Annotated in this window: 9 protein-coding genes; 7 read left to right on the top strand and 2 right to left on the bottom strand. The window is 58.7% G+C overall.

Translation table 11 applies throughout. The features are described 5' to 3' along the window. Positions 1 to 13 precede the first annotated feature (13 nt). Positions 14 to 763 carry an enoyl-CoA hydratase-related protein gene (locus WA225_RS10145; protein WP_422607834.1) on the top strand — a complete coding sequence of 250 codons (750 nt, stop codon included), beginning with the start codon at positions 14 to 16 and terminating at the stop codon, positions 761 to 763. 167 nt (positions 764 to 930) lie between these two features. Here WA225_RS10145 and WA225_RS10150 read toward each other — a convergent pair whose 3' ends face one another. Continuing rightward, the gene (locus tag WA225_RS10150; protein WP_422607835.1) at positions 931 to 3,549 is read right to left on the bottom strand and encodes a hypothetical protein; all 2,619 of its coding nucleotides are present in this window, start codon (positions 3,547 to 3,549) and stop codon (positions 931 to 933) included. A gap of 164 nt (positions 3,550 to 3,713) precedes the next feature. Continuing rightward, on the bottom strand, positions 3,714 to 5,165 hold the full coding sequence (pyk, locus tag WA225_RS10155) for a pyruvate kinase (protein ID WP_016983110.1): 1,452 nt from the start codon (positions 5,163 to 5,165) through the stop codon (positions 3,714 to 3,716). Positions 5,166 to 5,335: 170 nt separating this feature from the next. Between pyk and WA225_RS10160 the strand changes: the two genes are divergently transcribed. The 6 genes from WA225_RS10160 (at position 5,336) to WA225_RS10185 (ending at position 21,822) form a co-directional block, all read left to right on the top strand. Further along, the gene (locus WA225_RS10160) at positions 5,336 to 5,722 is read left to right on the top strand and encodes a tetratricopeptide repeat protein (protein WP_422607836.1); all 387 of its coding nucleotides are present in this window, start codon (positions 5,336 to 5,338) and stop codon (positions 5,720 to 5,722) included. A gap of 234 nt (positions 5,723 to 5,956) precedes the next feature. Next, the gene (locus WA225_RS10165) at positions 5,957 to 6,316 is read left to right on the top strand and encodes a PilZ domain-containing protein (RefSeq protein WP_422608207.1); all 360 of its coding nucleotides are present in this window, start codon (positions 5,957 to 5,959) and stop codon (positions 6,314 to 6,316) included. A gap of 159 nt (positions 6,317 to 6,475) precedes the next feature. Then, positions 6,476 to 9,553: a hypothetical protein gene (locus WA225_RS10170; RefSeq protein WP_422607837.1), complete on the top strand. Its 3,078-nt coding sequence runs from the start codon at positions 6,476 to 6,478 to the stop codon at positions 9,551 to 9,553. Between the two features lie 150 nt (positions 9,554 to 9,703). After that, positions 9,704 to 13,366, top strand: coding sequence for a Tc toxin subunit A (locus WA225_RS10175; protein ID WP_422607838.1), 3,663 nt, complete (start codon positions 9,704 to 9,706; stop codon positions 13,364 to 13,366). 52 nt (positions 13,367 to 13,418) lie between these two features. Next, positions 13,419 to 17,498: a neuraminidase-like domain-containing protein gene (locus WA225_RS10180; RefSeq protein ID WP_422607839.1), complete on the top strand. Its 4,080-nt coding sequence runs from the start codon at positions 13,419 to 13,421 to the stop codon at positions 17,496 to 17,498. Beyond that, a complete protein-coding gene (locus tag WA225_RS10185) occupies positions 17,491 to 21,822 on the top strand; it encodes a hypothetical protein (RefSeq protein ID WP_422607840.1) in 4,332 nt (1,443 codons plus the stop codon). Before WA225_RS10180 ends, WA225_RS10185 begins: the two co-directional genes overlap by 8 nt.

The raw sequence follows: 21,822 nt of genomic DNA on the forward strand, positions 1-21,822 counted from the left end.
CGCGAGACACGCCATGACCGATGCCATTCTGCTGGAACGCGAACGCGGTTTACTGACTCTGCGCCTTAATCGCCCAGACAAGAAAAATGCCTTGACCCGCGCCATGTACAGCCGACTCGCCGAGGCGCTGAAGCAGGCCGACAGCGACCCCGAGATCAACGCCGTGCTGATCACCGGCAGCGCCGAGTGCTTCACCGCCGGCAACGACATTGCGGATTTCATCCAGCAACCGCCGAGCGACCTCGACAGCCCGGTGTTTCACTTCATGCTCAATTTGCTGGAGTGTCGCAAACCGGTGATTGCCGCCGTGGCCGGGGCGGCGGTGGGCATTGGCACGACGTTGTTGCTGCACTGTGATCTGGTCTACGTGGCCCGCGATGCGCGCTTGCGCATGCCGTTCGTTAACCTTGGGTTGTGCCCGGAGTTCGGCTCAAGCCTGATTCTGCCGCGCTTGCTCGGGCAGGCGAAAGCGGCAGAACTTCTGTTATTGGGCGAAGGTTTTACCGGTGAACAGGCCGCGGCCTGGGGCATTGCCAGCGAGGCGCTGGGCAGTGGCGAAGCCGCATTGAGCAAGGCGCGGGAGATGGCCTTGCGGTTCGATGAGTTGCCGCCTGAGGCGGTGCGCATCAGCAAGCAATTGATGAAGGCACCGGACCGCGAGCTGATCCGCAAAGTGATCGAGGAGGAGGGCGCGTTATTCACCCAGCGCCTTCGTTCGCCAGAAGCGCTGGCGGCGTTGACCGGGTTTATCAAACGGCATTGATGTTCGGCTGGCCGAGTTGGCCGTGTACTTTTTCAGGCCTGCACGCGAGAAGCCCTGCCATTCACAGGGCAGGGCGTTGTTGCCGTCACGGTTGTTGAAGCCCAGGATTGGCAACCCGACAGCCCGTTTGCCGATCGGACGGGAGGTGCGGTCCACTGGCCGCTGCTTCAGTCGTGCATCGTCGTCAGCAGGCCACGGGCAACACAGCGCATTCGCCGACCACTGACCATGGCGGTGCCGAGAAACAATACGCTGCGGTCATCGAATAAGGCAGCCAGCGCTTCTCCCGCCTCGACATTGAACTGCAGCCATCCCTTCCCGGTCCCCAGCGTTGTATCCAGTTCGCCGCGGTCAGTGAACTTCGCGACGACCGCACGCGCCGATTCTGAAAGGCATCCATGCACCAGGATGCTGGCGTCCTGCTGGCTGATCGCCGATGCCCATCTGGTCAACTGGCCATCCAGTCTGGTCAACAGTGGTTCGCCATTATTGAACCGGGTGTTCTTGCTGCCATCGGACTTGCGGTTGATCAACAGTCCATGCTCACCCTCGGGGTGTTCGTAGCCAATGCCCAAGAGGTGTGTATCGGTCTGGGCAATGAGCTGGTGAATGAAGAAGTGTTGATCGTCGCTGTTCGGCTCAATCAACAAATAGCCCGCCGTGGCGAAGGAGGTATCCAGCGCCCCGGTGGTCTCGATTTTGCTGAAAAGCGCACGGGCTTGCTGAGCACTTTGCCCACTGCAATAACCGCTGAGGGCGTATTTCCCCTCATGGTCGACGGCAATATCCGTCAACACAGTATGCAGAAAGTCAGGATGCGCGAAGCGGACACTGCCCGTCTGATTGAAGCTTGTATCGAGTGCGCCATCCGGCATGAGCCGAATCACCATGGATTGGGTCTTTTGCAGACCATCATAAATCTGCCCCAGTACAAGAATCTTGCCGTCAGGCAGCACGGGGCCGTGGCTGAACGATCGGGTCAGCGACGCAGTGAGCGAGTTTGCCTCGCGCTGTTTGTGGCTGGTGCTCAGGCTGCCAAGCGGGATCAGCACTTGTCCGTTGTCGCCAAAACCCTGGTCCCGACGGCCATCGGCGAGCAGGCGCACCAGCCCGGTCCAACTGGCAAAACTACCGTCATGATAGTCACCGATCAGCAGAATTTTACCGTCACTCAGTACTGCGACTTCGTTGAGGGTCGAGTAAGCGCGTCCGCCTTCGTTGGAAGCAAACTCGCCAGTGACATATCCGGCCTGACCGAATGAGTGATCGACGACGCCGTTTGCACTCATTCTCATGCAGCAGTAGGAAGTCCGATCACTGTGCAGGTGCGCATGCCCGGCGATGTAAACCCGGCCAGCGGCATCAACCCCCAGTCCCTTGGGCGAAATCGATGGACCGCCTGTTTCGGATGCCTCCAGAAGTGCCAGGCCACGCTTGCCGAACGAGGGGTCAAGTTGCCCTTCGTTGTTCGAAAGCGTCGTGCTGTTGGCGTGGTAACGCAGGATCACTCCGTGCATGTCAGCGTCGGCATGCCGAACGCCAGCCACGACGATTTTTCCGTCATCCTGCAGCGCCAGCGCATTCAAAATGGTCACGCCGCCGACCCGAGTGCTTGCCCAGCCAAGTCCGTGAAATGTCTCGTCCAGCCTGCCGTCGCTCAGTAAACGTGCGACCACGCCCGGCGATGATTGGTCCGCCGGTTTGATGGCACCGCACACAACGATTTTTCCATCGGGTTGCATCGCACCTGCTTTCCAGTAGGTGATGTGCTGGCCCAGTTGGGTAAGCAACGGTTGCGCACCATTGAACTGAATGTTGTACTCACCATTCGGTTCGAGGCTGATCAAAAGACCTCGCCCGTCCGCAGTTGAGCCGATCCCCAGCAGTTTGTTGTTCGGCTGGCCAATGACCGAGTGGAGTTCGCCGGACTTGAACAAGCTCTGTGGTGGGGCGAAGAAACCACCTGCGCCGAAGCCAGGAACAAGTCTGCCGTCGCGCGAGAAACGCGCCATCAGCGGCAGCTTCGACGCCGGGTCCTGGGCCAGGTAACCCGCGACGACGATCGTCTTGTCCCCATCAATAAAGCCACTGCGCAGTTTTACGTGAGACTGATCGACGCCGGGATAAATGACCTGGACATAACCGGTCTGGTTGAACGACTGGTCCAGCGAACCATCGCTGTTGAGCACAAACAGGTAGGCCCGGGTGTCGGTTGTGTGAGTGACGGTATAGGTGTGAACCACCAGAATTGTGCCATCGTCCAGTGCCGCGACGCTTGTCGACGAGTCTGGGCCGTCATTGCTGTTGGTTGCGTCAGCGAGGATTTGATCTTGCGTCGAACCCGGCATTCTGAGGATCACATATCCATCGTTGGCACCGAACTCAGTGTCGTGCTTGCCATCAGCAGTGAATCTGGCCAATGCCGGCACCGCTTGGCCAAACACGTGCCCGACGAGCAGGATTTTTCCGTCAGGGAGCAGCGTGATCGAGTGCCCGCCAGAGGGTGTGCGCTCAATAAACGTAGAGCTGGTGATGCCGTTCGTTCCGAAGGCAGTATCGAGTGTGCCATCAGGTTTCAAGCAACCCAGCAGGTACGCTGAGTTGACGCCTGATTGCACCGTTCCAGTGAAATAAATTCGTTCGGCTGCTGGTGAATAATGAGTCTTGACGCCCTTCAGTATTATTTTCCTACCCAGATGAGGTATCTCCAGTAGAAAGACACCTTCGTCTGCGAAATCCTTATCAAGCCCGGTATTGTTCTGCACTGACTCTTTCAAATCGTTCATGCCGCTCTCCTTGAGGGGATGGTTGCGACTCGATTAGCTGCCGAACAAGATTCCTCGTCTACTGTCAGGTCTGACAGTAGACGCCGGCGTCGCCTGTGTGCGTCGCCCATAAAAAAGCCCCACCATTCACATGGCGGGGCTGTGCTTTTTCAGCAACCGGTCACTCAGACCTGCGGGTCGCCCACGTGCAGGATCTTCATGCCGTTGGTGCCGCCGGTGGTGTGGTAGCTGTCGCCCTTGGTCAGGATGACCCAGTCGCCTTTTTCCACAACGCCGCGCTTGACCAGCTCGTCGATCGCCTTCTGGCTGACTTCGTGCGGTTCCAGCGAAGCCGGATCGAACGGTACGGTGTACACGCCACGGAACATCGCTGCGCGTGCCTGCGTTTCGCGGTGCGGCGAGAACGCGTAGATCGGCACCGACGAACGGATACGCGACATGATCAGCGGGGTGTAGCCACTTTCGGTCAGCGCGATGATCGCTTTAACGCCCGGGAAGTGGTTGGCGGTGTACATGGTCGCCAGCGCGATGCTTTCGTCGCAACGGGTGAATTCCTTGCCGATACGGTGGCTGGAAGTCTTGCCGGTAGGGTGCTTTTCGGCGCCGACGCAGATGCGCGCCATGGCCTGCACGGCTTCCAGCGGGTACAGACCTGCAGCGGATTCAGCAGACAACATCACGGCGTCGGTGTAGTCGAGCACGGCGTTGGCCACGTCGGACACTTCGGCGCGGGTCGGCATTGGGTTCTGGATCATCGACTCCATCATCTGGGTCGCGACGATCACAGCCTTGTTGTGGCGGCGTGCGTGCAGAATGATTTTCTTCTGAATGCCCACCAGCTCGGCGTCGCCGATTTCCACGCCCAAGTCACCACGGGCAACCATCACCGCGTCGGAGGCCTTGATCAGACCGTCGAGGGTTTCGTCATCGGCCACGGCTTCGGCGCGTTCGATCTTCGCCACCAGCCAGGCAGTGCCGCCAGCTTCGTCGCGCAGTTGACGGGCGTATTCCATGTCGGCGGCGTCACGCGGGAAGGACACGGCGAGGTAGTCGACTTCCATTTCGGCGGCGAGCTTGATATCGGCCTTGTCTTTTTCAGTCAGGGCCGGTGCGGTCAGACCGCCACCGCGACGGTTGATGCCTTTGTGGTCGGACAGCGGGCCGCCGATGGTCACGGTGCAATGCAATTCTGTTGCGGTGGCGGTATCAACGCGCATCACCACACGGCCGTCGTCGAGCAGCAGCTCGTCGCCCACGCCGCAGTCCTTGACCAGATCCGGGTAGTCGATGCCGACCACTTGCTGGTTGCCTTCGGTCAACGGATGGCTGGTGGAGAAGGTGAACTTGTCACCGATCTTCAGCTCGATCTTCTTGTTGGCGAATTTGGCGATACGGATTTTCGGGCCTTGCAGGTCACCCAGCAGGGCGACGAAGCGACCGTGCTTGGCTGCCAGGTCACGCACCAGCTTCGCGCGAGCCTTGTGCTCGTCGGGGGTGCCGTGGGAGAAATTCAGACGGGCAACGTCCAGACCAGCCAGAATCAGCTGTTCGAGAACTTCCGGCGAGTTACTGGCCGGGCCAAGGGTAGCGACGATTTTGGTACGACGGACGGACATGCAAAGACTCCTGAGTTCAAGCGCTAGCGAAGGCTACTATGCTCTTGGGGTGTAGTCATTGTTCGTTTGCACTACTTATTACTTTCTTTATTGAACACGACGATTGGCGCAAACACTTCTGAAGATTTCTCGGCAAGGGTCGATAAAGAGCACAAGACAGGAGAACCTTCATGCGATTCGTACCCATTGCCGCCCTTGCCCTCAGCGTCCTCGCCGTCACGGGCTGCACCCGTTGGTCGATGAACCATCATTTGAACAACGCCTACAGCGCCTACGACCGTGGCAATTGCGAGCAGGTCATGCTCGAACTGTCCAAGGTCGAGCGCGCCAGCCGCGCCCGTCCGTACGTGTGGCCGGAAGTGTCGATGATGCGCGGTCAGTGCCTGGAGCGGCAGAAAATGTTTGTCGACGCGGCGCAGACCTACCAGTTCATCATCGCCTCGTACCCGAACAGCGAATATGCCTTCCGCGCCCGCGCCCGCCTGGAAACCTTGCAGAGTCTGGGTCACTACCCGACTCGCAGCGCCGCAACCGTGGTGAAACCGAGCCGTTTCTGATGACACTTGTCATACAAAATCTGGCCGGTTGTACAGGCTGAGCTATAGTCGAATGATCCGGTTTTAGAGCAGCGTTTCTAAATTCGGGGCAACACCTGCGACTGGCAAGTGGTCACGTGACAGCGAGGTAGCGACTGTCACACCGGAAGCGGGGAGAGCGTGCCGGCAGTACCGGCGCGTTCCGAAGCAAAGGTGCGGCTCTGTGATGGAGCCTTGCATGGCGAACTGCGCATCATGTTTACCGACCGCCGAATCGAACGGCATCAGTTGCCGTATTTCCTCCGCGTGTTCAACAGCGTCACCGACAAGCCCATCGGTTTTCTCGGCAACGTGTCCGAAGACGGGCTGATGCTGATCAGTCAGTTGCCGATGATGACCGGCGTGGATTTCCATTTGCGCCTGAAAATCCCCTGCGGCGACAGCTGCCAACAGGTGATCGACCTGACAGCGTGCTGCCTGTGGTGCCACGAAGACGCAACCCCCCTGCATTACGACGCCGGCTTCAGCCTGCTGCGACCGCCGCCGGAATATGGGCAGCTGGTTGAGGCATTGCGTCAGTATTTCAGCTTTCAGCCGTTGCCGGCTTCGGCCTGATTCCTCTCTGCGCCGCCTCTAAAAGCTGTTCAGGCGCCAGGCGGCCTTGTTCATGCGTAGCTCTTACCGTTTGTCGGGACTGTCAGATTTTACAGGTGCCGGGAGCGTTGCCGTGCCTGTAAACATCGTGTCAACGATGAGCCACGGAAGATCGCTGCCATGTCTGACTTCACTGTTACGGTACTGGACGAACCGCTGATCAACGATCTTGAGGAGATTCCACAATTAAATAGCGGGAGTGTAGATAGCAAGCCCGACGGCCTGCAGTTCTATTATGCAGGGAGGGTGATACTCGGCGATTTCGCAATGGACCTCACCTTCAACGTTCCTCAGGATGATGGCGAGCAGCACAAGGTCTGGATTGATTATCACGGCCCACTTGGCGGGATGAATATTCTCGCTGACGTACCTTTTTACGGGAAGCGGTGGAATACCATTCGCATCACGGGTCTTGAAGGCGCGGGGGCCGCGCGGTTTGATGGCAAGTGGAATTACAGAGGTACCAACTCTGAATGGACATCCCAGGGCCTGCAAATGTGGCCTGCAGCCAGGTTTGATCCCCGCACGGTGATTGCTGATGGAGTGTTAAGGGGGACTGCTCGGAGTCGGCACACCATTACCGTCGTGCGTGCCAATGTTGGCGAGGCCTTGACCGAGACAGTAATCGCGGCTCCCGACGGCAGCTGGAGCGCAAACCTGTTGCCCTCCACTGGCACAGGGGGGGCCGTGATTCTTGAGACCCTTCCAGGCGTGGCAAGCAGATACGCTGAGTCTAAACACCTCACAATCATGAACGCTCCCGCTATTACTTCTCCAACCGAGGGGGCCGATGTAAAGCAACAAAGGCCCAACGTCTCTGGCGAGGGAACGCCGGGTGCGACAGTCAGAATCTATCGCGAGAGTTTTGGCGGCATTGTCTATGGCGAGGCGCTGGTTCAACCCAACGGTCGATGGTCGACACCTGTGCTCATTGAGCTGCCAGAAGGATCCTTTACGTTCACCGCGCAGCAGACGCTGGGCACTACCCTGTCTGCCTGGGCGAAAGGCGTAACCGTCACGGCCAGCAATCGGCCTGTCATCACCCGTCCTGAGCCAATCTTTCAGGAGATGAATTTTCAGCTGTTTGGAACTCATAGCGAGGCAGGAGCCACGGTTCAGGTGTTCCGCGATTTGACTCAGGACAGGGTCGGGGCAAGCTGGCCGTTGACGGGGGAGAACTGGGAGGCGGGCGTCATAGTCCCGCCAGGACCTGTGTCACTGGTAGCCATCACTGTCGTGGCAGGATTGCAGTCGCGGCGCAGTGCGGCCTGTGCAGTCAAAATTCGCCCGCCCAAGTTGACTGGCGTCAAGGTCGAAATTCTGGCGGATAATTCGATCCGTTTCTCAGGCAGCGCCTACCCTGGTGCGACGGTTGTGATCACTGTCCTTGAGTCGATGGTCGAGCCGCCTGCGGAGGTTGTGGCCGTTGACGGCAATTGGGCAACCACGGCTACGGGTTGGCCGGCCGGTGCTTACAAAATCAAGGCCATTCAAAAGGTTTCTGATAACGCCGGTGGCTGGATCGAGTCGACGCATGAGAAGGGTGATGACTTGCCTGTGGCCAATGTGCCGAGGGTGAGCGCAGTCACCTCCACAATAAACTATCGACCCATCGTCAGCGGTAGGGGTGTCAACGATGCCACGGTAGTGTTATTACGCCCCGGAGGCGAGGCGTCGGTTCTGCCCGATGCAACGGTCGTTAACGGTCAGTGGACGAGCACCGCGCTGATAGAGTTGGGCCCGTTGAAGGACTACACCCTTCACATTCGCCAATGCCTCGACGGGGTGGGCGCGTCCGAAAGGGTTGAGCACAACGTCAACATTCCCCCATTAGCCCCGGGCCTGCATGACCCGGTTGAAGATGGCCTGTCACCCAGGTTCAGTGGCACGTGCTGGCCGGGGGCCGAAGTCAAGATCTGGTTCAGCGATGCCATCTCGGATGTGCATGATGCGTGGGTCAGCGATGCCTCCTGGTCCTTCCGGCGGGCAAAGGAATTTGCCGCGAATGAGCTGCATACCGTCTACGTGACCCAAGTGGCTGCATCGCAGACTTCGGCGCCCGCGTCGAAAACATTTACCGTCAGACGGACCCTGCTGACGCCGCAGATCACGCAACCGCAAGAGGGGGGCGCGGTAGGCCGCGAGGTGATGATCGAGGGCGACAACGGTATGAAAGACGCCACGATGCAGTTGTTTGACGCTCAGTACAGAGTGCCCGTAGGACTGCCGTTGCTTTTGCTCGAGCAGGGCAAATGGCAGATTCCGCTCAGCGATCTGCCTTTCGGTCAGTTCACGGTCTATGCGGTACAAACGTACGCTCAAATTCCCTCCGAAGAGAGTAAACCGCTAGGGTTCCGGGTCGTGCTGCTGCCACCGACATTCATCCTGCCTGAGCCGGGTGGCAAGTTGTCGCGTACCGCCACAATTGAAGGCAAAGGCATGCCGTTCGGGTGGCTCGATATATGGCTGGATAACGATCAAGAACCCTGGTTGAGCAATATTCCGGTCGAGGCCGACGGCAAGTGGCATCGGGCAGTGAATTTGCCAGTCGGCAGCACGACTATTCGGGCTCGGCAGTCTTTCGATTTCAATGGCGCAATACAAGAGTCTGACTACACGCAGTTGACCTTTGACGTCGTCCCTGTGGCACCTTTCATCGAGACGCCAATCGCACTGGAACACGTCGGACGGCGGGTGGTGGTGTCAGGCTTTGGTGTGCCGGGCGATACCGTCAGCGTGGCGTTGGGGATCGACAGGCAAAGCGCCGTGGTGCTTGAGGATCGCACCTGGTCGGTCACCGTGAATCATGGTGAGGCCGACGGCAACAAGCTGTTGGCTGCGAAGGCAATATGCGACGGCTTCGAGTCAGACTTCACAGAGCTCCGTGTGTTGGCGGACACGTATCTGCCCGGTATCGATCAGCCAGCGGCAGGCCGCGAGGTCAGCGATCCGCTGGTCTTTGCCGGGACGGGCGAGGAAGGCAGCGGGCAGGTCGCAAGCTGGTTCAATCCGGAAATTAAATTGACGCTGCCGTTGACGGTCGCCAACGGCCAGTGGCGCGGTGTATCCGACGTGTCTTTAAGGCCCGGTGGCAACTGGTGTCGGTTCAGGCAGACGATCACGCAAGGGGCGAAGCTGTCCGACTGGGGGGTGAGCGCCCGCTTCGAAGTGCTCGCCGCACCCTCGAAAAAGCCTTGAGCCTTGAAAAGTCGATGAGCGGTCATTGAACCTGTCAGATCTGACAGTAGACGTACATCGCCGTTCGGCGCCCAATTCTCAGGAACGAATACGCAGCCGGTTGACGTCTCCTTGCTGCGTACTCCCGGTGTCGCCTTGAGGAATTTGATCATGCCTGAACCACGCCGTCCCGGCTTGCAGCTTTACACACAGTTGTTTGCTGAAGAGACAAACGCCCGGCACGAAGGTCTGCAAAGCCTCAAAGCGTACCTGGAAGGCGGCGGTTCGATTTTTCCTCTGGTGGAAAAAGGCGTGCAAGGGATGGTCCGGGAGTACGGGGTAAGTGTCGAGCAGGCGCAACGGTTTTTGTACCGTGCCAACAGCATGGCCACTTATTTGAGCCGTCAGTTCATCGAGCGCGAACTGCACGGCGGCAACGCTGGCCAGACACCGTCCCAAGGGCTGTTGTCGATGGTTCGTGGTCCCCGGTATGAGGACATGTTCTCTACCCGATTCGACAGTATGTGTTTGCCGCAGGCCTTGGAGTCGCTCGCTTCACCCGTGGCCTACCTGATAGACCTGTTGCGCTGGATCCGTGACCGGATCGAACCTTATCGCCGGGGGCTGGAGCCGCAGCCGGATAAGTTCGAACTGCATATCCGGCGCCAGGATCTGCTGGCGTTGTCGGTCGATTTCAATGCGGTGTACCAGTCGGTGTCTTCGGTGGAGATCATTGTCTCGGTGCTCGAGTCCTTTATTGCCGCTCATGAGCCAACGCGCGGATTGGCTGCAAACGCCTCGATCGAGGACGCATTGATCCAAGCCCGTTATCCCAATGGCCTGCCTTACTATCAACACTGGGTCACGCTCGACGGTGTCGCGCAACTGAACGCGCTGTCCGTGGGGGATTTTGCCCGCAGGGTGGATAAGGGCTACCCCTACTTTATGGCAACGGCTGACTGGAAGGAAAACGCCGGGCGTGCGTTGGCGCATGCTTCACGACTGGGGCCGTATCAGCGCGAATTGTTGACAGAGGATGCCGCAGAATTCGAGAGCCTCGAAGATTTTTATCGGGATAACTACGGTGCAATAGATGTGGCGGCGAGCAACTTGAATCAGGTGCAGTACTTCGCTGATCACACCAAACTCGATGCGCCAGCGATTGAACGTTTGCTGTCGATCCACGAGTTCGCACCGGTGCGTTCAGCCAATGTGGATTATCCGTCAGTCGCTCCCGCGCAAGCGGAAAGCGCGCACGCCGGCTCGGTTTACCTCAACGCGCATGATCACCCTGGCATACACATCATTAACCACGGCGAAGGCCCCGCATTTCTGCATCGTCTGTCAGTGTCGCCCAATGATGAGGACGGGCTTGCCAGCTTCGACCGAATGAACCGGATGGTGCGCCTGTGCAACTGGCTGGCATTGCCCAGTGACCAGGTAGACGCCTTGCTGGTTGCAGCGATCAAGGCTGAAGAGCGCGGCGGTTTGCCAGCAGGCGATTGGTGGATAACCGATAACGGTGTGCATGCGCTCGGACTGTTTCAGACCTTGCGCGAGCGCTACAACTGTTCGGCCGCAGACTTTGCGGTGTTCCTCGATGAGTTGGGCATTTACGGGCGCGGCGAGGCGTTGTCGCAGTTCGACCAGATATTCAACAGCCAGGGCGGTTATCGCGAGCCACTGCGACTGGATAACGGGCCGTTTCCGGTGATGCCTGAACCGGGTGTGGTCGACCTGACGATCAACCAGTTGTGCAATGGCCTGGGGATCGACATCCAGACCTATCAGTACCTGGCAGTGCAAGTGGCCAGCGCGCACGGTGTCACTGGCACGTTCAGGCGCAATCTGCCAATCATTTCCAGTTTTTATCGACTGGTCAGGTTGCCAAGGTTGCTCAACCTCACGCCGGTTGAGGGTGTGCTGATGCTGTTGCAGTTGAGTGAGGGGGGGGAATGGCTGCAAGCCCTGGCGGGATGTCCGGCTATCGACGCTGGCGAAAGCAGCGAGCCGGATGTGCTGCAGATTATCGACACGCTATTGGCGTGCGTGCAGTGGTGCGAGCAAAACGAGCTGCCGGTGTTGTGGATGCTGCAACACGTGTCAGCCCCGCCACCTGCCCGCGAAGCCAGCGAGCAGGATCGCCAGTTGTTCGATCAAATACGCAATCTGCTGCCAACGGCACAGTTCTCCAACGCGGGGGTGTTGATGGCCGGTTTACCGCCTGCCGGTGCGGCCAGCTGGCTGGACTTCCTGACCGCCGAGGCCGACGCAATGGCCGCTGTGGTCGATGCCGACGGACTGGTGCTGGCGCCCGTCGTGACGCCGGAGCAGTACTTGATCGATGTCCGTAAAAGGCTCGAGTGGGCGGTCGATAATGCGCTTGGCCTGCGCGATGAGCAAACGCGCACGGTCATGGTTGACACTCTGCTCGGCGTGCTTCTGGAAGCCAGAGATGCCCAAGCGTCGCTGGTCAAGCAAACGCTGGCCGTCTATGCCGGGGTCGAGGTGGAACAGGCAATTCCCGTGCTGAATTGGGCCAATACGACGGTTTACCGGTTGTTGCAGGCGGTGAATGCACGGGGCGATTCGAGCGCTGACCAATCCGCTCGCAGAGGCGACGCCGAGCCAGATCCCTTGCTTGCTCTGCTGGCCGAGGTACGGCGCCGCAGCGAGGTCGTGTCGACGTTGGGTTTAAGTGCCGCGCTATTGCAGGAGTATCTGGATTACGGTTATGACGCCTGGATGGAACAGGGCGACAAATACGCATTGTCGATGCAAACGCTTTATCACCTGACAACGCTGACTCGCGCATTTGGCATGAGCACGCAACCGGCGCAGAAACTGCTCGACTACCTGCGCGCGGTCAATTTTGCCAAACCACAGGGACTACACGCGAACCGGCTGGTGCAACAGGCATCAGCCATCAGACTGGCCGAGTTTTTCGGCTGGAGCGTACAGGAGGTACGTGAGTGCGTGGAGCGCATGGACGCAGCGGCACCGCTGCTCAAAGACCTGACCCAACTGGCACTGCTGATGCGCGTGCGTGAACTGTCGCTGGATACGGGCATGGATGCGCTGACGATTTTCCTGATCGGCCATTTGCCCGAGCGGGTGTTCAAGCCGGACTACGCCAAGGCCGCTGAACTGGCGTTGCTCAGTGAGTCCAGCCCACGTGCGCCGATCGTCCAGCTGCCAGCCGATCTGCGGCAATTGGTAACCACGACTTGCATCGTGGATAAAACCGAAATTGTCGCCGGATCCACCGACCACGCCACCTTTACGGTCACCGTCACAGATGCCGGCGGGGCCCCGTTGAGCGGCGTCACCGTGCATTTTCGCGCCAGCCTCGGGCAGATTCAGTCGGGCGATACCCAGCCCGGTGGGACTTTCACCGCCAGGTACACCCCCGGTATGGAAATGGGGGTAGACACGCCTGTGTACTGGCTGGATTTGTTTGAGCCCCAGAACGCTCCTGCGATCAATCTCACGTGCGATTTGGCGACTCTGGAGTTTGTAACGCGGCTGACGTCACCGTTGCCATTGGGAGACGTGGCGAGAGGTGAGGACGTCGAACTCCATGTGACGCTCAAGGATAGATACAACAACCTTGGGAAAAATGAATGGGTGGAATGGACGTTTGAAGGTGGTCAGGCAAACGAAAGTGCACTGATTCGCCCAACGCGAGCGCTGACCAATCAGGAAGGGCTGGCGCGGGCGTTTGTTTCCAGCACTACGGGTGGCACATTCAGGTTCAGGGTTAACTGCGAGCGTGCCGGAAGAAGTCTGTTGTTCGATGCCATTACGTTCGAGGGTGGAGGGACACCGCAATGAAATATTCCCCCGACCCACGTTTATTGCGTAATTTTCCCAGGGAGCACGGATCATGGCATTGAATGACATTGGCGGTCTGCTGGAAAAACGGCGTTCCGCGCTGCTTGAATACTGCATCGGACAAACCAGTCAGGCCGTTTACGACTTTGTGAAAATACCGGCTGACCTGTTCGAACTGCTGCGCATGGATCCGCTGGACACCTTCGCGGTGCAAAGCTCCCGAGTGGCGGAAGCGAGCAGTTGTGCGCAGCAATTCATTCACGCGGTATACCGCAGGCTTGAACCGGATTTTGAAGAACAGCAGTTCCCTGCCAGCGATCTCGCGCAATGGGAACTCTACAACAACTATCCCGATTGGGCGGCCGTGCAACTGATCCGGCTCTACCCGGAAAACTACATCAATCCGTTCGTGCGCCAGCGCAAGAGCAGCCTGTTCAGGGATCTCGAAAACGACCTCAATCAGGCGCGCCTGACCACGGACTCGGTGCAGGCGGCATTGCAGAACTATCTGCAAACGTTCGAGCAGACCTGCGATCTCGACGTCATCAGTTGCTACATGGACGGCGTCTCACCCGCGCGAGCCGATTATTATTTTGTCGGCCGGCAACGCGTGCAGCCCTTTCAGTATTTCTGGCGCAAGGCCGAGATCGAACTCACGCCCACCTGCGAGGCAGTCAACCCGGCGGCCTGGGGTGAATGGCAGGCCGTGGATATTCAGCCCGCCCATCGCGTGCTGGATATGCGCCCGGTGTTCTGGAACGGTCGGCTGTGTCTGGTCTGGGCTGAGTGGCGTGACAAGGTGGAGGGTAAAACCGGGGAGGCTGTCATTCCCGACAAACTCAGTGTCAGCCTGGCGTTCATGAAGCAAAACGGTCAATGGTCAGCGCCGTTGAGTGTGTATGACGCAGAGGCAGACATCAGCCATGCCGAGAATTTTCGGCTGATTGCAACCGTGTGGAACGATTCGTTTTCCCCCAAGGGCAAGTTGGGAGTGCGGATCTCAGGCGGTAAAAATGAAGGTCCGACTAAACAAGCTCTGCTGAAGGTGTACAGGATTTACGACGTGCTGATGCGTGTGGATACGACAGACGCCGGTGGCTGGCTCGATACCGCCCGCGAGCGGTTCGCCACGCCGGAGACGGTCCAGCATTCCTTCGGCACACAATTAACGATGACCGCCGAAGGCGTAGAGAACGGCAGCATGTCGGACTACCTGGATCTGCGGGCCGCGGCCCAGCGGGTAGGTGGTGAAGATGTACTCACCGTCAATGGTTTGTGCCGACCGACGGGGTTACCTGGCATTTCGATTCCTTTTACATTGTCCCTGGTGAATGCCAGTGGCGATGACCCGACGCCTGTCATTGAACAGTTTCCGCCAGCGGGTGATTGGGTAACCCGGTCCTATACGTTCAGGCGTGAAAAAGGTCACTGGCCGCTCGACACGACATTCACGTTATTGACCTCCGCTGCAGGATATGGCGGCAAAACATTCAAACTGACGATCAAGGATCTAGCGGATTTCACTCCGCCCACGCTGGTGAAAAACAGCGTCGATGCGGCGCAGTTTCTGTCCTTCGAATTGCCGGGCACCTACCTCAAATACACCCGGCTGAATTCACTGTTCGGTCCCGAACTGGTCCAGCGCTCGAATATTTCCGTCGATGCGGTACTGGACTGGGACACTCAATTCATTGCTGAACCACCGCCAACCCTGCAGACCGTCAAGGAGCCAAACGGCGCTTTCGATGGCGCCAACGGATTATTTTTCTGGGAGCTGTTTTTCCATTTGCCGCATCTGGTCTTCACTCGCCTGCGTGATGAAGAGCGTTTCGCCGATGCGCAGAAATGGGCGCATTACGTATTCGATCCGCAAGCCATTGCCGAGCCTGGGAGGGCGGCGCCGAAAGTGGACTATTGGCGCTGCCGACCGCTGGCCAATAACGCCGGCAATGCCGGCTGCGAAGCACTGGCTCCGGCCGATCCGGATGCCATCGGTTACGCGGCGCCGGTGCACTTCAGGATTCTGATGTTCTGCGAGTACGTGAAAAACCTGTTGAGCTGGGGCGACTGGTATTACCGGCAACTGACGCGTGACAGCCTGGTAGCGGCCAAGCTGTGTTACGTGCAAGCCGACTTTCTGATGGGCAAGCCACCGCTGGCGCGCACGGTCAACGGTTGGCAAACCGCAACCGTGGCAAGCCTGCTGGTGAGGAGCTCTACGCGCCCTGCGCTGGAACAGTTCGAACAAACCCTGGCGTTCAGCCTGGCGGATATCGCCGCCGGTTCCGAATCCACGGCGACGCTCGGATTGTTGGCCAATGAGCCCTTCAAGGCGCCGATCAATCAGCCACTGCTGGACTTGTTTGCCTTGCCCGAACAGCGCTTGTATACCCTGCGCCACAACCTGACCCTGGATGGCAAACCCCTGGATATCAGCTTGTTCAGTCCACCCACGGATCCCAATCAGTTGCTGCGCGATCTGGCGGCGGGGGGTGTCGGCGGGCCAAGGCCGATGGGTGGGCGGCTGGTGGTTAACGCGTTCCGCTGGCGTGTAACGTTCGAAGTCGCCCTGCGAGCAGTGCAGGCATTACAGGAGTTTGGCAGCCAGGTCCTCAATCTGCTCGAGCGCCGGGATCGCGCCGAGCAAGAGGAATTGCAGCAAACGCACCTGCTGGAACTGGGCACTTATGCCCAGAGTGTGCAGGAGCAATCGATCGCTCAGCTGGAAGCGACTGTCACCGCCCTGCAGCAGAGTCGGCTAGTGGCGCAGCAGCGCGCCGATGCCTACGCCCGGCGCTACGACGAGAACATTTCGCCGGTTGAATATGAGGTCATGGCGAACCTGAAACTGTCGAAATACCTTGCCCTGAACGCCAAAGTGCTCAAACCCACCGCAGCGCTGATTGCGGCGTTGCCGAAAATCTACGGCACGGCCAATGGTGGCATGAAGCCTGAGAATGCCATCGAAGCGCTGGTTTTTGGTCTGGAAATAGCCTCATCCATGGCGCAATCGGAGGCCGACAGTCAGGCCACTACCGAAAGCTATCGACGCCGCCGCAGTGAATGGGCGCTGCAACGTGATCAGGCGTTGGCCGAGGTCGATGCGATCAATGCGCAGATCGAGGCGCAAGGCCATGCGGTCGGCGCGGCTCGCACCAGTCTTGCGCAAACCCTGCGGGCCAACGCTCAGGCATTGACGGTTTACAACTTCCTGAAAAAGCGCGCGAGCAATGCCGAGTTGTTCGGCTGGATGCTCGGCCAGCTCAAGGCCTTGCACTATCAGGCGTACGACGCGGCGGTCAGTCTGTGCCTCAGCGCACAGTCTTCGATGAGTGCCGAAACCGGTGATTACGACACCCAGATCCCCTTGCCTCAGGCGTGGCTCGATCAACGTCATGGTCTGACCGCCGGCGAGCATTTGCGTGGGCATTTGCTGCGCATGGAACGTGAGTATCTGCAGCGCTACGAGCGGCGGCAGGAACTGGTGAAAACCGTGTCCCTGCGCAAGTTGTTCGATGACCCGGTGGAGAGCCAGATCGGCATCAGCAGTTGGGCTGCTGCACTGCAACAACTGCAAACAACCGGCACCCTGGAATTCCAGCTGACCCAGTTGCTGTTCGATCGTGATCATCCGGGACACTACTGCCGGCAAATCAGCTCGGTGGAAATCGACCTGCCGATGTTGACCGGGCCATTTGAGGACGTGCGGGCTACTTTGCTGCAAATCGAAAGCAAAACCGCGACCCGCCCCACCACGCAGTCGGTGAGGTATTTACACCATCAGGACAGCCAGGCGCCGGGGGATGTGCTGATCAATTTGCGCAGTGGCCAGCAAATTGTCCTGTCGGCAGGGATTGCCGACAACGGTTTGACCGCGATGAAGCCTGACGAAGGTTTGCTCAACAGCTTTGAAAACACGGGGGCGGTTTCGAAGTGGCAATTGAATTTTCCGCGGCCGTTGAAACAACCCCAGGCGGACATGCTGCAATCAATGACTGACGTCATCGTGCGCATCCGCTTTACCGCCAAGGTGGGTGAGTCGACCTTTACCCGCAAGGTCGAAGATCTGGTGACCGAATTTGAAAACACTGCGCTAACCATCAAGGGCAAAGGAGCGGGCAATCATGAGTGAGCCAGTCATTCAAGCGAACCGCAATCTGCTGCGCAACGGCGATTTCACGGAAGGAACCAGTGAGTGGAAAAAGAACGGCCTCTCGATCGGCGTTTTCGGGGAGAGGTATGAAGGTGTCTGTATCAACATTCTGGATCTCAGTCATGAGAGTGGGGTCAGCCAGGAGATCGAGGTCCCCAAGACGCCTGCTGACAACGCCCGTTACACACTGAGTTTTCTCTGCGAAACCAGACACGTCGAGTCGGGTTGGCTGCGTATCTTCAACGGTGCGCAGGAGTTGTTGGCGATCGAGCTCAGACCCGATCCTGCGCGTCGTGTGCAAGACGATCTGGCGCGATTGGCGGCCGGCCAGCCGCTGGCCTTCGAGCCTAAGCCCTACGAGCAGGAACTGGAATTATCGGTCGAGGCCGCGGACACGCTTCGCTTCGAAATTCGCAGCCCGAAAAACGACCCCGCCGATGATTACTCAAAAGTTCGTATTACCCGGCTCAACGTCCAGTTGCATCTGGATCCGTTGACCCTGCAAACCGTGCAACTGGATGAACAATCCCTGGCGCCGGACAGGACGTTGTACCTCTGTCTGGGGGCCACGGATTCCCGGTCGCACAGGTTGATGTTCAGGCCGCAGGCGGGCAATGCCTGGGACGGCACCGAGGCGTCGTTGACCCTTGATGGCAATCCACAGGAAGCGATCATTGTTACCCCGGGCAAGGACGCCGAACAGTTGCTGACAGAACACTGGCTGCTCGAATGTCCGGTGGTCGGCGAGGCCGATGAGTATCCATTGACGCTGAACCTGCTTAACCGCTACGCCTCCGCCCCTTGCGCCATTCCCGTGTCACTGGGGCACCATCGTCTGACGTTTCGCGACAGGCTCGACGCCGCTTATTACCCGGTGATGGACGATAAGCAGAGCGTTCAATTGGGCGTGCGCGTGGCGTCCTTCTATACCGGGCAGGTACTGGCAGGGCTGACGGTCAACTGGGCGATGGCGGGGCACGGGGTAAAAAGCGCGGCTGTGACCAATCAAGAGGGCTGGGCTTACTACGATTTTTCGCCAGAGGAGGCGGGTGCGTTTGTCATTGAGGCGACGGTCGAAAGCCGCTACTACGCCACGGCTGTGATCACTGAACAGTTCGAGGTGCGTGTATTGGACGCCGATCCGTGGCTGGATCTGTGCGCCGTGGTTGACGGTAACGAGACACCCTGGGTTGCGAAAGGCTATCCGAACCGCGGCAGCGAATATGAGCTGAAGGTACGTCTGCCGGCTGCCAGTCCCTTGCTCGCAACGGAGTTGTCCTTGTACTGGGCTGGTGACAGCCATGCGCAGTTGGGCGTCGAGGTCGCCCCGGCGCTTGAAAGTGCGGTGCCCGTCGACGCTCGGGACGTCGTCTGGGCGTTGACCTGTGAGGATGAACTCGACGGCGAATTCGACCTGTCGTTGGTTTGCTCGAAACTGTTACGGCCTTCGCCGGGTAAACCGATGTCGTTGGCGCGCAACAAGGTCAAGGTGGGTGACGTCCGTGAGGCCAATAAATCCCCGGTGGTCGATGAGCAGGAAAGCGTGCTACTGCGGCTACAGGTGCTGCATGACACGACAGGCCCTGAGGAAGTGCCGGTCAGCAATGCGTTGGTCGACTGGCAAACGCCCGAAGGTCTGATAATGGCTCGGTCCGGTGCCGATGGCTGGGCGAGTTTGCTCTATGCGCCGAAAGCGGCGGGGAACCTGCAAGTCACGGCCCACATCAAAGCGCATTCCGAGGCTGTGCCGGTCACGCAAGTGTTCGACGTTCACGCGATCGAAACCAGCCCCTGGAAGCAACAAATCGAGATCCTCGTGGACGACGTGCCCGTCGAGTTCAATTCGCTGGGCGTGGTGTGCCGCCCAGGGCGGTCACACACCTTGAGCGTCAGACCCCGCACTGACAGTCAGTGGCTCGACAGGCACGTCAGCCTGCACTGGCGCCATGATCAGGCCCCGAATATCGGGCTGCGGCCTTCCGATATGGGAATAGGGAAACCGTTGGTGAAGGAGGGGGTGCAATGGACACTGACGGTGACAGCCCAGGGCATCAGCAGTCTGTTTGATCTGGAGTTGCGCCTGGACGGTCTGGGCGATGTTCGCGCGTTGCCGGGGCGTTTGCTGTCTGTGGATTTGAATAAAGAAGTGAGCCTGTTGCTCGATCAGATTCAGATACAGATGAATGAGCAAGCGCTTTATCCCTGTCTGGGTGCCACGCACCGCTTCAAGGTCTTGCCCAACACGTTAAGCCCATTGGTGGGGCTGCGGGCCACGCTGAGCTGGCAGGGAGATTCGCCTGAGGATCTGGAGGCAAAAGTTCGTCCGCTACTGCACGATCCACAGATCTTGAGCGATGGTGGTGCTGTGTGGGCGCTGGATTTTGCTGCCAGTGAGCGCATCGGCCGGTTCGCGTTGACGTTGGAGTTACCTGAACTGAATTTTTCCGCCATCGCCAAACCGATGGTATTGCACCATAACAAAGTCAGAATTCAGGTCATGCGTGGATCGGCGGTGGACCCGGTCGTCAATCAGCTACCGGCGCACTTGTGGGTACAAGTCATCTCACACTTCACTGGCCGGCCCGTGGGCCAGGTACCGGTGAAATGGTGGGCTCACATGAATGGCGAGACCGTGCCCACCGATGACGAAGGCTGGAGCGGTTATGCCTTTGCGCCGGAAGAACCTGACAAGTATGACGTCACCGCGTTGGTGGAGAACTTCTACGACGATTATGAAGACCAGAACTCGATAGCAGTCGTTGCCCTTGCAGAGGATCCGTGGGCCGGCTTGCAGGTCAGTTTTGACAATCAGCCAGCACAGCCATGGGCTGAAAGAACTTTTTTCCCGCGGCGTAATGCTCCGCACCAGCTCACGGTGACCGCCGCCGCCAATAGCGCTTTGTTTGGTAAAAGTCTGGCGCTCGGGATGACGGGTGGGGTCGGGCCAACGGAGCTGGCCATCGACTTTAGTGAACCCCCGCTCGGTGAGCCCAGGCTTTTCTGCGAAGAGGGATTGACCTACACCTTTAAGGTTGGCGACCAGCGCGATGGTGGTTTTGGCTTTTGCTTCGCCGCCGAGCGGCTGGCGAGCCTTTCGCCTGTCAACGCGATGTCGGTGGGGCGAGGTACGCCAGCGCTGAAAATCGTCAGTGGCGAACATGTCATGCAAACCCTGCTCTGGGAGGACGCAGTGGCGAAGCAGATCACCGTGGTGTCGGTGATCAACGGCAAGCCGATGGCGGGTGTGACAGTGACGTGGTGGAGTCCGGATCTTGGTGCAGTCACCTCGACCACCAACTTTTACGGGGTGGCGAAAATCAGGTTCGTGCCGACGACTCCTGGCGCGTTTGAGCTGACGGCGCGGGTGGGCGATGCGTTGCATTCGGATGCGGTTTCATCGTCGTTTTACCTGAATGAACCACGGGAAATACAGGCGCTGTATCAAGCGCTCGACTCACCGCCATCAACCAACACGCCGCAGGCGTACGCCTATGCCAAAGTGGTGTCTGCACTGACCGGGTTGCCGTTGGCGGGTGTGGAAGTGTTGTGGGAGTACGAAGGCCAATTCATGCAAACCTCGCTAACGGGAGAAGACGGTATTGCCGGTTTCGCTGCGGATTTTTCGGGACTGGGACATGGCGTGCTGTCAGCCATCGTGAAGGGCGGGATCGCCGGTTGGAAAGTTAGATCTCTATTGTATGGCGGACCCATGGCGGCCATCGAATCGCTCACGTGCGACACGTCAGTGACGTATGTGGGCTATGAGGTTAATGCCCAGGCTCACGTGAAAAACTTAGCTGATGGTGCGGGATGGCCCGGTATCCAGGTCAAATGGAGCTTCGCCGGGCAAACGTTGCCCGACGCCACTGCCGACAATGAGGGTATTGCTCGCAGCACGTTCAGACCACAGCAGGTTGGTTATTTTGATCTGGTTGCTTCATTGGCTCGCGGCCTGTCGAGCGAGAAGCGATTTCCAATCACCGTGGAGTTTTTGCCCATCGCTGCGCTACGCGATATTCGCACTGATCCGCAAAGGGTATTGGTCAACAGTGAAGTGAAACTCAGGGTCTATGTCTTTGCCCGAGGACAAGGTGGGCTCGAGATGCCCCTTACAGGAATTGAGGTGCAATGGAAGCTGAATTACGCAGAGATCGGACATTCGTTGAGTAACGATCAGGGGTGGGCCGAGTTTGACTACAAGGCCGGCACAGCAGCGGGGGCATTTCCTTTGAAGGCGACAGTGTTCAACACGAACGGGGAGGTAAGCGCTGAGATGGATCTGGTCGTGAGGTGGCCGGGTTAG

This window comes from Pseudomonas sp. (assembly GCF_049300855.1).
GTDB lineage: Bacteria > Pseudomonadota > Gammaproteobacteria > Pseudomonadales > Pseudomonadaceae > Aquipseudomonas.